15 protein-coding genes are annotated in these 15,078 nt (G+C 63.5%); 4 read left to right on the forward strand and 11 right to left on the reverse strand.

Going from position 1 to position 15,078, the window contains the following annotated elements:
• Window positions 1-96: 96 nt before the first annotated feature.
• Window positions 97-462 carry a hypothetical protein gene (locus EN885_RS13560; RefSeq protein WP_095485083.1) on the forward strand — a complete coding sequence of 122 codons (366 nt, stop codon included), beginning with the start codon at window positions 97-99 and terminating at the stop codon, window positions 460-462.
• A 40-nt stretch (window positions 463-502) separates the two neighbouring features.
• On the opposite strand, the gene EN885_RS13565 is transcribed toward EN885_RS13560, so the two are convergent.
• Window positions 503-1,906: an MATE family efflux transporter gene (locus EN885_RS13565; RefSeq protein ID WP_095484583.1), complete on the reverse strand. Its 1,404-nt coding sequence runs from the start codon at window positions 1,904-1,906 to the stop codon at window positions 503-505.
• A gap of 289 nt (window positions 1,907-2,195) precedes the next feature.
• On the opposite strand from EN885_RS13565, the gene EN885_RS13570 reads away from it, so the two are divergent.
• Complete coding sequence (locus EN885_RS13570) at window positions 2,196-2,774, forward strand: histidine phosphatase family protein (protein WP_127205565.1); 579 nt, start codon at window positions 2,196-2,198, stop codon at window positions 2,772-2,774.
• Between the two features lie 25 nt (window positions 2,775-2,799).
• On the opposite strand, the gene EN885_RS13575 is transcribed toward EN885_RS13570, so the two are convergent.
• The 9 genes from EN885_RS13575 to gcvA all read right to left on the reverse strand — a co-directional run bounded on the left by EN885_RS13575 (window position 2,800) and on the right by gcvA (window position 12,923).
• Window positions 2,800-4,386 carry an FGGY-family carbohydrate kinase gene (locus EN885_RS13575; RefSeq protein ID WP_127205548.1) on the reverse strand — a complete coding sequence of 529 codons (1,587 nt, stop codon included), beginning with the start codon at window positions 4,384-4,386 and terminating at the stop codon, window positions 2,800-2,802.
• On the reverse strand, window positions 4,383-5,066 hold the full coding sequence (locus EN885_RS13580) for an HAD family hydrolase (RefSeq protein ID WP_127205549.1): 684 nt from the start codon (window positions 5,064-5,066) through the stop codon (window positions 4,383-4,385). Before EN885_RS13580 ends, EN885_RS13575 begins: the two co-directional genes overlap by 4 nt.
• A 44-nt stretch (window positions 5,067-5,110) precedes the next feature.
• Complete coding sequence (locus tag EN885_RS13585) at window positions 5,111-6,589, reverse strand: mannitol dehydrogenase family protein (protein ID WP_128241617.1); 1,479 nt, start codon at window positions 6,587-6,589, stop codon at window positions 5,111-5,113.
• A 73-nt stretch (window positions 6,590-6,662) separates the two neighbouring features.
• Entirely contained in the window at window positions 6,663-7,433 is a 771-nt protein-coding gene (locus tag EN885_RS13590; RefSeq protein WP_127205551.1) for an L-iditol 2-dehydrogenase, read from the reverse strand.
• The gene (locus tag EN885_RS13595; RefSeq protein ID WP_127205552.1) at window positions 7,430-8,434 is read right to left on the reverse strand and encodes an ABC transporter ATP-binding protein; all 1,005 of its coding nucleotides are present in this window, start codon (window positions 8,432-8,434) and stop codon (window positions 7,430-7,432) included. Before EN885_RS13595 ends, EN885_RS13590 begins: the two co-directional genes overlap by 4 nt.
• A 51-nt stretch (window positions 8,435-8,485) precedes the next feature.
• On the reverse strand, window positions 8,486-9,310 hold the full coding sequence (locus tag EN885_RS13600; RefSeq protein ID WP_128335186.1) for a carbohydrate ABC transporter permease: 825 nt from the start codon (window positions 9,308-9,310) through the stop codon (window positions 8,486-8,488).
• Window positions 9,311-9,518: 208 nt separating this feature from the next.
• A complete protein-coding gene (locus tag EN885_RS13605; RefSeq protein WP_095484591.1) occupies window positions 9,519-10,391 on the reverse strand; it encodes a sugar ABC transporter permease in 873 nt (290 codons plus the stop codon).
• A gap of 123 nt (window positions 10,392-10,514) precedes the next feature.
• Entirely contained in the window at window positions 10,515-11,825 is a 1,311-nt protein-coding gene (locus EN885_RS13610) for a sugar ABC transporter substrate-binding protein (protein ID WP_095484592.1), read from the reverse strand.
• A gap of 189 nt (window positions 11,826-12,014) precedes the next feature.
• Entirely contained in the window at window positions 12,015-12,923 is a 909-nt protein-coding gene (gene gcvA / locus EN885_RS13615) for a transcriptional regulator GcvA (RefSeq protein ID WP_095484593.1), read from the reverse strand.
• Window positions 12,924-13,033: 110 nt separating this feature from the next.
• Here gcvA and EN885_RS13620 point away from each other — a divergent pair, with 110 nt between their 5' ends.
• Window positions 13,034-13,219, forward strand: a complete 186-nt coding sequence (locus EN885_RS13620) for a hypothetical protein (RefSeq protein WP_095484594.1) — start codon at window positions 13,034-13,036, stop codon at window positions 13,217-13,219.
• Between the two features lie 21 nt (window positions 13,220-13,240).
• Here EN885_RS13620 and EN885_RS13625 read toward each other — a convergent pair whose 3' ends face one another.
• Entirely contained in the window at window positions 13,241-14,200 is a 960-nt protein-coding gene (locus EN885_RS13625) for a sugar-binding transcriptional regulator (RefSeq protein ID WP_095484595.1), read from the reverse strand.
• Window positions 14,201-14,443: 243 nt separating this feature from the next.
• Here EN885_RS13625 and EN885_RS13630 point away from each other — a divergent pair, with 243 nt between their 5' ends.
• Window positions 14,444-15,076 carry an HAD family phosphatase gene (locus EN885_RS13630; protein WP_095484596.1) on the forward strand — a complete coding sequence of 211 codons (633 nt, stop codon included), beginning with the start codon at window positions 14,444-14,446 and terminating at the stop codon, window positions 15,074-15,076.
• Window positions 15,077-15,078: the final 2 nt, after the last annotated feature.

Here is a 15,078-nt window from a genome sequence, read left to right on the forward strand (position 1 = left end):
CTCCTTAACCGTGTTTCCGGTCACCTCTTCGGAGCTATCTCCTTGTTGGAAGAAGAGTTCTGTGTACTCTCCACATACTTTAGGAAGGGCTTGGGGATGAGAATTGCAATGTTCGTCGCGTTGGCAGCGACGGTGGCCGGATGCGCGATCTCTCCGGTCGACTATGGAGCGTCGCTTTCGAAGCAAGACCAGAAATGGGCGTCGCCGGGATGCCAGCAAGCCCGCATGGAGGCCTCGGACTACGACGCTCGCGAAAAAAAGCAGCCGGGTTGGGGGACCGGCGTCTTTCTTGGCCCGTACGGATTAGGGCTCGCAGCAGCCATCAAGGAGCACCAGCAGAAGCAACGAAAATTGTTCGCCCGCGAGGTGCACCTGCGGTGCTCAAGTCTTCCACTGCCAACGGAGTTGCAACGCGATTTAAGCCCCCAGGCCGCGAGTGCAAATCAGACGAAATACCCATAGACGTCACGACCCGCGCTCCTTCGTGACGGTGCCGCTTTCATCAATGCCCAAAGGAGATCGGCGGCGCGATCCTGTCCCGCCGCAGCCAGCGCGCCAAAAGCAGCGCCGCCACCACCGCCAATCCCAACGACAGGCCGATCCAGATGCCGACGCCGTTGAGCCCGGAATGGAAGGCCAGCAGCACGCCGAGCGGCAGGCCGATGCCCCAATAGCCGATCGCGGCATAGATCATCGGCACCGTGGTGTCGTGCAGGCCGCGCAGCATGCCGGCGGCCACGGCCTGCGCTCCGTCGAAAATCTGGAACAGCGCGGCAAAGGCCAGGAACGACACGGCAAGCCCGATCACCCTGGCATTGGCCGGGTTACCGAGGTCGATGAAAGCGCTGATCAGCAATTGCGGCCACAGGATCATCGCCAATCCCATCAGCGCCATGAAGGAGACGCCGATGACAAAGGCGGTCCAGCCGGCGCGGGAGACACCTTCCGCATCGCTGGCGCCATGGGCCAGCCCGACGCGCACCGTCGCCGCCTGGTTCAGGCCAAGCGGCACCATGAAGGAGATCGATGCGATCTGGATGGCAATGGCATGCGCCGCGAGCGAGTCCGCATCGATCAGGCCCATGAGAAGCGCCGCAGCATTGAAGATCGTCACCTCGAACGCCAGGAGGCCGGCGATCGGCAGGCCGAGCCGCAGCAGGCCCTTGAAGCGCGGCCAGTCGGCCCGCCAGAAGCGCCCGAACAGACGGTAGCGGCGAAACTTCGGCTCAAGCATCACCACCGCCGCCATGCCGACGAACATCAGCATGCTCGACAGCGTGGTGGCGAGGCCGGAGCCGGCAATACCCATCGAAGGAATGCCGAGATTGCCGAACATGAACACCCAGTTGAAGAGGGCGTTGCAGGCGACGGCAACGAAGACGATGACCAGCGCCCAGCCCGGCCGCTCCAGCGCCGAGATGAACGAGCGCAGGACGATGTACCCGTAGAAGGGCAGCACCGCCCATTCGAGCCAGCGCAGGTAGATGCCGGCCTGATGCGCGAGCGCCGGCTCCTGGCCCATGGCCAGCAACACGGCCTCGCCGTGCCAGAGAAAGATCCAGATCGGAATGCAGATGAGGATCGCCAGCCACAGGCCCTGGCGCACGGTGCGGCGTAGGTCGCGCACCGAATGACGACGGCGGCCGAGCTCGGTGGCGATCATTGGCGAGGTCGCCAGCATCAGGCCGAGCCCGAAGATCAGCGGCATGAAATAGAGGTTGGCGCCGAGGGCGCCGCTGGCCAGCGTGTCCGGACCCAGCCGTCCCATCATCATGACGTCGGTGGCAGTCATCGCGGTCTGGCCGAGATTGGTGAGCACCATCGGCCAGGCGAGCGCCAGCGTCGCCCTGATTTCCTGACGCCAAAGGTTTTCCGGCGCGCGAGCGCCGGCTTCGATCGCAGACATTTTTTCGCCTATCCGATTGCGGCGCGTCGGCTAAAGCCGGAAGCCACGTCTCAGCGCGGAAAATGGCCGTGATCGGCCCGGATTCCGCATTAACCGCATGGCTTGTCTACGAAATGGGCAGCTATGGCAAGAGGCTGACGCGGGGAAGGGTTAAGCCAGCAAAGTCGCAGAGGTCTCAATCATGCCTATTGGCGCGCCTATTGGAGAAAGCATGGAAGCCACTATAGTTTGCGTTGTGGCCAATCCGACACCGGCAGGCGGCGTACAGATTTCATCGAAAGGCATGCGGATGAGCGCGTTTCTCGAAATCTATCTGGTTCGGCATGGCGAGACGGAATGGAGCGCCTCCGGAAAGCACACCGGCCTGACCGACATACCGTTGACGCCTGCCGGCGAGGAGGCGGCCGGGCGGATCGCTGAGCGGTTGCAGGGCCTTTCGTTCCAGGCTGTCTGGTCGAGCCCGTCTCAGCGCGCCTTCAAGACTTGCACGCTGGCCGGCTTCGGCTCGGCCTGCGTGAAGCTGGCCGATCTGGCGGAATGGGATTACGGCGCTTACGAGGGCCTGACCACCAAGCAGATCCTCATCGAGCGTCCAGGCTGGCGTCTCTTTCGCGACGGCTGCCCAAGCGGCGAAGCGGCGCAGGATGTCGGCGCGAGGGCGGACCGGATCGTCAACCAACTGCGCGAGGTCGGCGGCAATGTCCTGGTTTTCTCAAGCGCTCATTTCCTGCGGGTGCTGGCCGCGCGCTGGCTCGGCCTGCCGCCGCAAGACGGCGCCCTCCTCGTCCTGGATACCGCCAGCATAAGCGTGCTCGGCTACGAGCACGACCTCGGCGAACCAATTATCCGGCGCTGGAACCAGAGATAGCATACGCATTGCAGGCTGTTCGAGCCTATCTGATCGCGTCCAGCGCCTGCCTCTGCCGATGCATCTCCAAAAACACGCGGTAGTCGCGATCGAACCGGCCGGCGGCAGCCGGATTCGACGCCCGCTTCCTGCCGCCCTGCTGCATGGCGACGCAAGCGGCGTTCAGATCAGGGAAAAGCCCGGCGGCGGTGGCCGCAACCATGCCGGTGCCGAGCAGCACCGCCTCGTCGGCCAGCGGCTCGACCACCGTGCAGCCGGTGGCGTCGGCGTAAAGCTCCATCAGCAGCGGGTTCTTGGTGTGCCCGCCGGTGACATGCAGCGTGTCGATCAGATAGCCGTTCTCGTTCAGTGCCTCCAGCACATGGCGCACGCCCAGCGCGATGCCGACGGCGGTGCGCCAATAGAGCTTGCACAGGCTGTCGAAGGAGGAATCCAGCGTCAGTCCGCTGATGACGCCGACCGCATGCGGATCGGCGAGCGGCGAGCGGTTGCCGTGGAAATCCGGCAGCACATGCAGCCTTCCGGCAAGATTCTCGCCCTCTATGGCACGCAGTTCGGCGACACGCCGGGCGATCCTGGCGTGCATGGCGGCGTCCGGCTCACCGCCGGCGCCATGCCAGCGGATGATGTGGTCGAGCAGCGCGCCGGTCGCCGATTGACCGCCTTCCGACAGCCAAAGCTTGGGAAGGCCCGCCCCATAGTAAGGGCCCCAGACTCCGGCAAAGGGTTGCGGATCGGGTGACATCGCCATGACGCAGCTCGACGTGCCGGCGATCAGCGCCAGATGGCGGCCGATGTTGGTTTCATCGCCGGCAAAGCCACCGAGGACCCCGAGAGCGCCGGCATAGGCATCAATGACGCCGGCGCCGACCCGGCATTTTTCGGTCAGGCCAAGCTCAGCTGCAGCTTCCGCGCTCAGCCGGCCGATATCGGTGCCGACCGGGCTGGCCTTGTCAGGCAGATTGCCATGCTCGAAAAGGTCGCCAAGGCCGACTGCTTCGAAGAAGCTGCGCCGCCAGCCGGTTTCCTCATGCGCCAGATAGGTCCACTTGGCGGTCAGCGTGCACTGCGAACGGGCGAGCGAGCCGGTCGCCTTCCAGGTGAGAAAGTCGGTGAGGTCGAATAAATAGCCGGCTTCATTCCATGTTCCGGGCAGGTTGCGCTTCAGCCACATCAGCTTCGGCGTTGCCATTTCCGGCGACATGACGCCGCCGATATAGTCGAGCACGGCATGGCCGCTTTCGGTGCATTCATCCGCCTCGGCAATGGCGCGGTGATCGAGCCAGACGACGGTGTCCCAGCGCCTTTCGCCTGACACCGACACGCTGAGCTGGCCACCATCCCTGCCCCGCACCACGAGCGAGCAGGTGGCATCGAAGGAGATGCCGACGATATTCTCCGGCGCCACGCCGGCCTTTTCGCGGGCGGCGCGCACCGCAATGCAGACCGCCGACCAGATATCCCGCGAATCGTGTTCGGCGTGATCGGCCTTCGGCCGGTTCATGACGATCGGGTGCTCGGCGCGACCGAGCAAGGTGCCTCCGGTGTCGAGAATGCCCGCGCGGGCGCTCCCGGTGCCGACATCGACCGCGCAAACGAAACTTTTCGTCAAGGTGTTCCTGCTCTCGCTCCCAGGCCTGCAATCAGATCAGGCAATTGCAGCATGTCAGCGAATATAAAGTCCGGCTCACTCGACGCAAGCCGCGCTTTCAGTGCCGGGTTGCCAGTATGTGAGCCGCCGGTGAAGGCAAGGACGCGCATGCCTGCAGCCCGCGCCGCTTCGATGCCGGCGGGGCTGTCCTCGATGACCAGACAATTTTGCGGGATTGCTCCCATTTTGGCGGCTGCGTGGAGAAAAAGGTCCGGCGCCGGCTTGCCCCGCGCGACCATGGCGGCGCTGAACAGATGCGGCTCCAAGAGCTCGAGCAGCCCGGTGACGTCGAGCGCATAACGGATGCGGTCCAGCGTGCCGGAGGAAGCGACGCAGCATGGCAGCCCGAGCCTCGGCAGAACCTGCCCGATGCCGGGGATCGGCTTCAGCTCCTCGCGAAACTTGCGCATCAGCTCGACACGCATCCCGGTCAGATGCTGGTCGGTGATATCAATCCCGAAGTCGCTAAGAAGAATTTCGCGAACGCTTTTCATGCTCTTGCCGAGAAAATGCTCATAGGCGATCTCCTCGCTGATCGTGCCGCCGGCAAGCGTGATCATGCCAAGCAGCGCCGCGACGGACAGTGTCTCGCTATCGACCAGCACGCCGTCGCAGTCGAAGATGACCAGATCAGGCGTCATTGCAGGGCCTTCATGGGCGAGACTTCATGGATATTGAGCCGATTTTAGAGCTGGCCGGCGAGGTAGCGCGTCAGTGTCGCACGCGCGCCGTCGGCCCAGAGCGCCTTGAGCGCATTGGCAAAGGCTTCGACAAACGGCGCCGCGCGGCCGACATCGCCATAGATGTCCTCCATGGCAAGCCAGGCGGCAGGCGCATCCTTTGCCGCCCTGGCGGTCGTCTGCAGCCGGTCCCAGCTCGGATCGTTGGGTTCGATGACGGCTCCGCTATCCGTCGTGCCGAAGCAGTAGCGGCACCAGAGCGCCGATTCCAGCGCCAGGCCAGCGACGCCCTTGCCGGCTTTCAGCCGGTCGGCGATGGTCGGGATGATAAATTTCGGCTGCCGGTTGGAGCCATCGAGACAAAGCCTGCGGATCGTGTCGCCGATCTTCGGATTGGAGAAGCGGTGCTCGATGAGTTGATAATAGTCCTCCAGCACGGTGTCCGGCACCGGTGGCACGGTCGGGATGATCTCGTCGTGCTCCAGTCTGTCGAGAAAGCCGCGCACCAGCGGCTCCTGCATCGCCTCGTGGACGAAATGGATGTCCATCAGTCCGGCCGGATAGGCGATGGTCGCATGGCCGCCATTGAGGATGCGGATCTTCATCAGCTCGTAGGGCGCGACATCGCTGACGAACTGCACGCCGACCTTCTCCAACGGCGGGCGGCCGTCGGTGAAATGGTCCTCCAGCACCCATTGCTTGAACGGCTCGCAGAACACCGGCCAGTTGTCTTCAAGGCCGAACTCGCTCGACAGAATGCCGCGCTCACGGTCGGTGGTGGCCGGCGTGATGCGGTCGACCATGCCATTGGGAAAGGCGACTTCCTCGCCCACCCACTTCGCCAGATCCTCGTCGATCAGCCGCGCGAGACCAACGACGCCGTCAGAGGTGACATGGCCGTTGTGGGGGATGTTGTCGCAAGACATGACCGTGAAGGGCACGATGCCGTTGTCGCGGCGGCGGATCAGCCCGGCAAGGATGATGCCGAAGACGGTCTTCGGCGTAGCGCCCGGCTCAGCATCGGAGACAATGTCGGGATGGGTTGGATTGAACACGCCGGACGCCGGATCGATGAAGTAGCCGCCTTCGGTGATGGTCAGAGAAACGATCCTTATCGCCGGATCGGCGAGCCGTTCGATGATCGCGGCCGCATCGCCCGGCATCAGGAAATCGACCATGACGCCGGTGACGCGGGCGCTCATATGACCACTGTCCTGCTCGACCACGGTGGTCAGCCAGTCCTGTTCCTGCAGCTTGCCGCGGCCGACCTTCTCGCCCTCGAAGACGCCGGCGCCGACCAGTGCCCAGTCGTGGCCAACGCCCGAATTGAACAGATCGTCGAGATAGACTGCCTGATGCGAGCGGTGGAAATTGCCGACGCCGAAATGCACGATGCCGGCTTTGAGCGCAGCGCGATCATATTTCGGGCCGGCAACCTTGGGCGGAAGCTTGGCGAGGATGGAAGACGAGAGTTTCACGGCCATTTGCTTTTTATCCTTGGGCGGGACGGCTCTTCTCCCCGTGGAGGAAACGGGGAGAAGAGCGCCTTCGCCCCCCTCAACTCATCCACTGGCCACCGTCGACATTGTAGGTCTGGGCGACGATGTACTCGGCGTCCTCGCTGGCCAGGAACACCGCCATGCCGGTGAGGTCTTGCGCCGTGCCCATACGGCCATAAGGCACCGCCTCGCCGACCAGCCGCTTCTTCTCGCCTTTCGGCCGGTTCTCGTACTTGGCGAACAGGGAATCGACATGATCCCAGTGCTCGCCGTCGACGACGCCCGGCGCGATGGCATTGACGTTGATGCGGTGCTTGATCAGATCGAGCCCAGCCGACTGGGTGAGCGAGATGACGGCGGCCTTGGTGGCGCAATAGACGCCAACCAGCGCCTCGCCGCGGCGCCCGGCCTGGCTCGCCATGTTGATGATCTTGCCGCCCTTGCCCCGGGCGATCATCGAGCGGGCGGCTGCCTGCAGCATGAACAGCGTGCCGGCGACATTGACGGAAAACAACCGGTCGTAGCTCGCCTTCGATATCTCGACGATCGGCGCCAGGTCGAACAAAGCGGCGTTGTTGATCAGTATGTCCAGCCCGCCGGTCCTTGTCTCGACCGCTTTCACCGCCGCCTCGATCGAAGCGAGGTCGGTGACGTCCAGTTTCACGGCATAAGCCTTGCCGCCGATCTCCGAGGCCGTCTTTTCCGCAGCTTCGAGATTGATGTCGCCGATCGCAACCGTGGCGCCCTCGCGCACATAGGCTTCGGCGAACGCCCTGCCGATGCCGCGCGCCGATCCGGTGATCAGCGCCGATTTACCCGTCAGCCTCATTGCATCATCGCCTTTCCGTCGGCGCCGAAGCGGTGCAGCTTGGCCTTGTCCGGGGTCAGATAGATCGTGTCGCCGTGATCGACGGCCAGTTCACCGTCGGCGCGCACCGTCAGCGGACCGACGCCGTCCGCCTGCACGTGCAAAAACGTGTCGGAGCCAAGATGCTCGGCGACACCGACCGTGGCCTTCCAGTCGCCTGATGTCGTCGAAATGTTCATATGCTCCGGACGGATACCGACCGTCCTGGCGCCGTACTTGGCCGCCGACGCGCCTTCGATCAGGTTCATCTTCGGCGAGCCGATGAAGCCAGCGACGAACAGGTTCTTCGGCGTCTTGTAGAGCTCCATCGGCGAGCCGACCTGCTCGACATTGCCGGCATTGAGCACGACGATCTTGTCGGCCATGGTCATCGCCTCGACCTGGTCGTGGGTGACGTAGACCATCGTCGTCTTGAGCTGATGATGCAGCTCACTGATTTCCAGCCGCATGGTGCCGCGCAGGGCCGCGTCGAGGTTGGACAAAGGTTCGTCGAACAGGAAGGCCGAAGGCTGGCGCACGATGGCGCGACCGATGGCGACGCGCTGGCGCTGACCGCCGGACAGTTGGCCGGGGCGGCGTTCGAGATAGTTGGTGAGATTCAAGATGCGCGCCGCGTCCTTCACCTTCCTGTCGATGGTCGCCTGGTCCTCCCCCGCCATCTTCAGCGGAAAAGCGATGTTCTTGGCCACCGTCATATGCGGGTAGAGCGCATAGGACTGGAACACCATGGCCAGCTTGCGCTTGGCCGGTGCCTCGCCGGTCACGTCGCGGCCGTCGATGTTGATGGTGCCGGCGGTGGTGTCCTCCAGCCCGGCGATCAGCCGCAGCAGCGTGGACTTGCCGCAGCCCGACGGGCCGACGAAGACGACGAACTCGCCGTTCTCGATGACCAGATCGATGCCCGGAATGATGATCGTCGACCCGAAGGACTTGGAGACGTTCTTGAGCGTGATGTTTCCCATGGTTTCCTCCCCGAGGGGTTATTTTTCGTCTGATGCTTCAGGCAACGTCCGTCACTTCACGGCGCCAAAGGTCAGGCCGCGCACCAGCTGCTTCTGGCTGAACCAGCCCATGATCAGGATCGGCGCGATCGCCAGCGTCGAGGCCGCCGACAGTTTGGCCCAGAACAACCCTTGCGGGCTTGAGAAGGAGCTGATGAACGCGGTGAGGGGTGCTGCCTCGGTGGTGGTCAGCCGGATCGTCCAGAACGCCTCGTTCCACGCCAGGATGATGTTGAGCAGCATCGTCGAGGCGATGCCCGGCACCGCCATCGGCGTCAGCACATAGACGATCTCGTTCCAGAGCGAGGCGCCGTCCATGCGCGCCGCTTCCAATATCTCGCCGGGGATTTCGCGGAAATAGGTGTAGAGCATCCACACCACGATCGGCAGGTTGATCAGCATCAGCATGATCATCAGGCCGATGCGGCTGTCGAGCAATCCGGTATCGCGGAAGATCAGGTAGATCGGGAACAGCACGGAAACCGCCGGCATCATCTTGGTGGAAAGCATCCACATCAGGATGTCCTTGGTCCACTTGCCCGGCGAGAACGCCATCGACCATGCCGCCGGTATGGCGACAAGCAAGGCCAGAATGGTCGAGCCGACCGACAGGAACACCGAGTTGAGGAAGAACTTGAAGTAGCCGCTCTGCGCCTCGACCGCGGTATAGCTCTCCGTGGTTCCCGACGGAAACAGGTTGAAGCCCTGGATGGCCTCCTGCTCCGACTTGAACGAGGTGATGATCGTATAGAGGATCGGGAAGAAGACAAGCAGGGCGACGATCCAGGCGGCCGCGGTCGCAATCGTCTTGTGCCGGGTGCTGACTGCACGTGCCATGGTCAGGTCCTCCCGTATCGGCGATGTTGGCGGCAGGGTCGACCCCCACTCCGGTTTGCTGCGCGGGACACCTCTCCCCCGATCGACGGGGTAGAGGAAGGGCGCGGCTTCGATGCAGGCGTTTCCTCTCCCCCGGGCAGGGGGAGAGGTGTCCCGCGCAGCGGGACGGAGTGGGGGTGGTTCAGCGCACGTAGCATCGTTTCCTCCCTTATTTGTCCAGGTTCTTGCCGACCGCGCGCATGGCGAAGAAGGCGACGATGTTGGCGAGAATGACGGCGAGGATACCGCCGGCGGATGCTTGGCCGATTTTGAACTCCAGCAGCGCCTTCTGGTAGACGAGGAAGGGCAGGTTGGTGGAGGCGTAACCGGGGCCGCCATTGGTGGTGACGAGGATCTCGGCATAGACCGACAGCAGGAAGATCGTCTGGATCAGGATGACGACGGTGATGGCGCGCGACATGTGCGGCAGCGTCAGATAGATGAAGCGGCTGATGAAGCCGGCCCCGTCCATCTCGGCGGCCTCTTTCTGCTCGCCATCGAGCGACTGAAGCGAGGTCAAGAGGATCAGTGTCGCAAATGGCAGCCACTGCCAGGCGACGATGATGATGATCGCCAGCATGGGATATTGCCCGAACCAGTCGATCGGCTGCCCGCCGAAGAAGCGCGCAATATCGGCAAAGACGCCGTATTGCGGATGCATGATCATGTTCTTCCAGACCAGCGCTGCCACCGGCGGCATGACGAAGAACGGCGAGATGACGAGGATGCGGACGATGCCCTGTCCCCATATCGGCTGATCGAGCAGGAGGGCCAGCAGGATGCCGCCGATCACCGTGATCAAAAGCACGCTGACCACGAGGATAAGCGTGTTGAGGATCGACTGCAGGAATGCCGGGTTTGAATAGAAGAGCGCGTAGTTCGAGAAGCCGACGAACCCGTCGCGGATCGGGTTGAGCGGGTTGTACTGCTGGAAGGAGAACCACAGGGTGAACGCCAGCGGCACGATCATCCAGACGAACAGCAGCACCACGGATGGCGCCATCATGAAGCGGGCAAGCGAACGGGTCTGCTGAGTAGCCATGACGGTCACCCTTCAAAGGTCAGCCAAATTTTCGAAAGTGTGAAGGTGGCCGCCCGAACTGGGATTCGGGCGGCCCCTTTGCCGGCCATGATAGGCAACCGGCGTTCGGCACCGGGAGGAGCCTTACTGGATATAACCGCCCTCGGTCATCGTCGCGGTGGCAGCGTCCTGCGCCTGCTTCAAGGCGTCGTCGACGCTCGTCTGGCCGGCGAGTGCCGCCGAGAACAGCTGGCCGACAGTCGTGCCAAGGCCCTGGAACTCGGGGATGGCGACGAACTGGACGCCGACATAGGGCACCGGCTTGACGGTCGGATGCGTCGGATCGGCGGCGTTGATCGAGTCCAGCGTCATCTTGGCGAAGGGCGCCGCCTTCTGGTATTCGGGGTTGTTGTAGAGTGAAGTGCGCGTTCCGGGCGGAACATTGGCCCAGCCTTCCTTCGATGCGACGAGCTCGGCATAGGCTTTGCTGGTTGCCCAGGAGACGAATTTCTGAGCGGCGTCAGCCTTCTGCGTGCCGGCTGGAATGGCCAGCGACCAGGCCCACAGCCAGTTGCCGCGCTTGCCAAGCCCGTTGTCGGGAGCAAGCGCGTAACCGACCTTGTCTGCGACTGTTGAGTTCTTCGGGTCGGAGACGAAGGACGCGGCGACGGTGGCGTCGATCCACATGCCGCACTTGCCCTGCTGGAACAGCGCCAGGTTTTCGTTGAAGCCGTTCGAAGACGCGCCCTCGGGGCCATTGGCCTTCATCAGGTCGACATAGAACTGCAGCGTGTTCTTCCACTCGGGCTGGTCGAACTGCGGCTTCCAGTTCTCATCGAACCAGCGTGCGCCGAAGGAGTTCGACATGGCGGTCAGGAAGGCCATGTTCTCGCCCCAGCCGGCCTTGCCGCGCAGGCAGACACCGTTCACGCCGCTAGCGCGATCCGTCATCTTGTCGGCGGCTTGCTTGATGAAGTCCCAGGTCGGCGCGTCGGGCATGGTCAGCCCGGCCTTCTCCATCAGGTCCTTGCGGTACATGACGAAGGAGCTTTCGCCGTAAAACGGCGCTGCGTAAAGGGTGCCGTCGACCGACAGGCCGCCGGCGATCGCCGGGATGATGTCCTTGACGTCATAGTCGTCGCCGAGCTTGTCGAGCGGCAGCAGCCAGCTCTGCTTGGCCCAGATCGGAACCTCGTAGGTGCCGATGGTCATCACGTCGTACTGGCCACCCTTGGTGGCGATGTCGGTGGTGACGCGCTCGCGCAGCACGTTCTCCTCGAGCGTGACCCACTGGAGCTGGATGTCGGGGTTCTTGGCGGTGAAGTCGTCGGTCAGCTTCTGCATGCGGACCATATCGCCATTGTTGACAGTGGCGATGGTGATGGATTCGGCATGCGCGGCGAACGCAAAAGCGCTGGCCGACAACAGACCCAGGGTGAGCGTGCGAAGTTTCATCAAATTCCTCCCATAGACCAAGCTGAGCATTTGCCTTGGCTATGGGCAATTACTCACTCTCCGTGAATTATGTCAAGCCGGATTCGTTGCTGCAGCGCAGCACGCAGCCTCGTGCGGGATTCGGTTCCGGACGGTTTGAATAAGCTTGCCGGCGCCCCAGACCTCGGGTTTTCGGCGCGGCGTATCGACCTATTGGCCGGCGATCTCAGCCAGGATCCATTCGCGAAAAGCGCGGATCTTCGGCACGTTGCGCCGCGCCTGGGGATAGACCAGCCAATAGGCATGGCCGTCGTCGCCGACCAGATCGAACGGCTGGATCAGGCGGCCATCGGCAAGCTCGGCGTTGAAAAGCGCGGCCGTCACGATCGCCACGCCCTGCCCGGCGATCGCGGCGTTGGCCTCGTAGGCCTGCGCACCCATGCTGGAGCCGGGGCGCTTGGCCAATTCCTCGACCGGCAGGCCGGCGGCGATAAACCAGTCCCGCCACCAGATGTCGCCGGGGTCGAGGATCGGCAGGCGCAACAGATCGGCAGGCTCCTTCACCCCGCCAATGGACGCCGCGAGTTTCGGGCTCAGCATCGGCGTGAAATCCGCATTGAAAAGCTTGTGCACTTCCACGCCCGGCCAGTTTCCCCCGCCTGAACGGATGGCGATGTCGATATCCTCGCGGGTGAAGTCGACCACGCGGTTCGATGTGTCGAGGCGAACCGCCAGCGACGGGTGCGCGACCTGAAACGAGCCGAGATGCCGCGCCAGCCAATTCGAGGCAAAGGTCAGCAGCGTCGAGACACAGAGCACCCCATCGGCGCCGCTGCGCGCGGCAGCATATGCTCCGCCCAACAGGGCGAACGCCTCGCTGACCGCAGGCGCCATGCGTTGCCCCGCCTCGGTCAGCACGATCTGCCTTGGCCGGCGCAAGAACAGAGGCGCGCCGACGCGCTCCTCCAGAAGCTTGATCTGATAGCTCGCCGCCGCCTGCGTCATGCCAAGCTCGCCGGCGGCCTTGGTGAAGGAAAGATGCCGCGCCACCGCCTCGAACACGCGGATCGCCTGAAGCGGAGGGAGTTGGGAGACCTGCCGTGACTTGAGTTCAGGCATAAGCCCTCCTTATGGGCCGTGATCGACGTTTGATTGGCAGCAAGGCGCCGTGAAGCCGATATTTGTGGTCGACGCATCAATCAGTTCAAGCATAGCGAAGGCTGACGATCATGACCACGATCCAGGAAAAGCTGTTTCTAACGCCAGGCCAAAGCTGGTTTTCGCGGCTGGCGCGCGGGCTTGCACGGCACGCGGCGAGAAAACGGGCCTATCTCGACATAAGGGAACTGCCGTCGCATCTGCAGCGCGACATGGGTTTTCTCGATGGCAACGATCCTTACGGTCGGCACAAATAGCCTTGCTGGACTTATCCCTAATCAACTGGCCGCCAGCAAAGCGGCGGCGGTCCGCTCGTCGGTGATGAGGCCGTTGACCAGCCGCCGGTTTACAGCCGCAAGGATGCCGGGCAGCTTCCGCTCGCCCATGGCGAGCGCGATCACCAGAGACTTTTCGCGCGACGGCAGCGACGCCGAAGACACCCTGTCATTGGTGATGCCCTCGATCATCCGGCCTTCGCGATCGAAGACCCAACCGACGATCTCGGCGACGCCGCCGGCTTTCTGCAGCGCCTTCAATTCACTTTCCGAAATGAAGCCGTCTTCATAGAGCGGCGCCTTCGGGCCGAGATCGCCGATGCCGATGAACGTGACGTCGGCTTCCGCTGCAAGCGCCAGCGTCGGTTGAATCATCGGTTGGCTGAGCAGCATCTCGCGCTCCTCCGGCGAGGAGGCGATGACCGGCAACGGCATCGGGAAGGAGCGCGCCTTGACCCTGTCGGCCATGGTGAAGATGACGTTGTAGAAGGCGGCCGAGCCGTCGGGCGAGATGTTGCCGGTCAGCGACACGACCTTGTGCTGAGGGCATTCCATCGGCGGCAGCTGCTCGATTGCCGCCTTCAGCGTGCGGCCGGTGCCGATCGCCATGACGATCGGCGTCGGCGACCGCAGCCGCCGTTCAATCTCGGCCGCCGCCGCCTCGGCGACGCCGATGATGGTCGAGGAGGAAGCAGGATCGCTCGGCACCACCTCGACCAGATCGAGCGCGAAGCGCGATTTCAGTCGCGCCGCGAGATCGAGGCAATTGGCGATCGGGTGGTCGACGCGCACCTTGATCAGCCCTTCCGACACCGCCAGCGACACAAGCCGCTGCGCCGTCTGCCGTGAGATGCCGAGCGTCGAGGCGATCTGGTCCTGCGTGTTGCCGGCGACATAGTAGAGCCAGCCGGCGCGTGCCGCGTCGTCCAGCCTGTTGCTGCCGCTGTCCTGCCGGGAATTCAACTTGCTGCCTCCCTGCCCCGAGCATCAATGCGGGGGCGCTTCACTTTTAAGGGGGAATGCGCTTGTGCGCAATTGCCTATCACCAGAGCAATTGCTTAGGTGAACTGCCGAGGCGCCTGTGGTGTTTCGAGTGGATGATTGTAGCCAAGCAATTTTTGAAGTCCCGCAATGTCCGTGCAGTCAGGCGCGGCGGTTTATCTCCCGACGCAAACCCTTTAAGGGATTCAGACAAAGGAGCCTCGCATGACGCCGAAAGCGGTTTTCTGGGACATGGACGGCACGCTGGTCGATAGCGAGCCGTTGCACGAGGCGGCGCTGGTGGCGGCGCTGCACAGCGTCGGCATCGCGGCGCCGGCCAACCTGCATGAGCGGGTGCTGGGCATTGCGGCATGGCCGGTCTACGAGATGCTGCGCGACGAGTTCGGCCTCGACCTGCCCTTCGACGACTGGATCGTGCGCAAATACGATCACTATCTGCCGATGGCCGAGACGCTGAAGCCGCGCATCGGCGCGATTGAGATTTTTAACGAGCTGCGAGCGCTTGGCGTGGCGCAGGCGGTGGTGTCCAATTCCGACCGGCTGATCGTCGATGCCAATCTGCGCGCGGTTGGCCTCTTCTATCCCGGCATGAAGACAATCAGCCGCAATGACGTGCACGAGGGCAAGCCGCACGCCGAACCCTTCCTGCGCGCCGCTTGGCTGGCCGGTGTCGATCCGGCCGATGCCGTGGCCGTCGACGACAGCGTGACCGGCGCCACGGCGGGGCTGGCGGCGGGGATGAGGACGATCTTCTGGCCGGAGGCGCCTATGGACGGGCCGCCCGGCGCGATCGTCATCAACAGCGCCGACGAATTGCGGGCGGAGCTGGGGCTTTAAGT

Origin of the sequence: Mesorhizobium sp. M6A.T.Cr.TU.014.01.1.1, assembly GCF_004022765.1 — a bacterium.
Lineage (GTDB): Bacteria > Pseudomonadota > Alphaproteobacteria > Rhizobiales > Rhizobiaceae > Mesorhizobium > Mesorhizobium mediterraneum.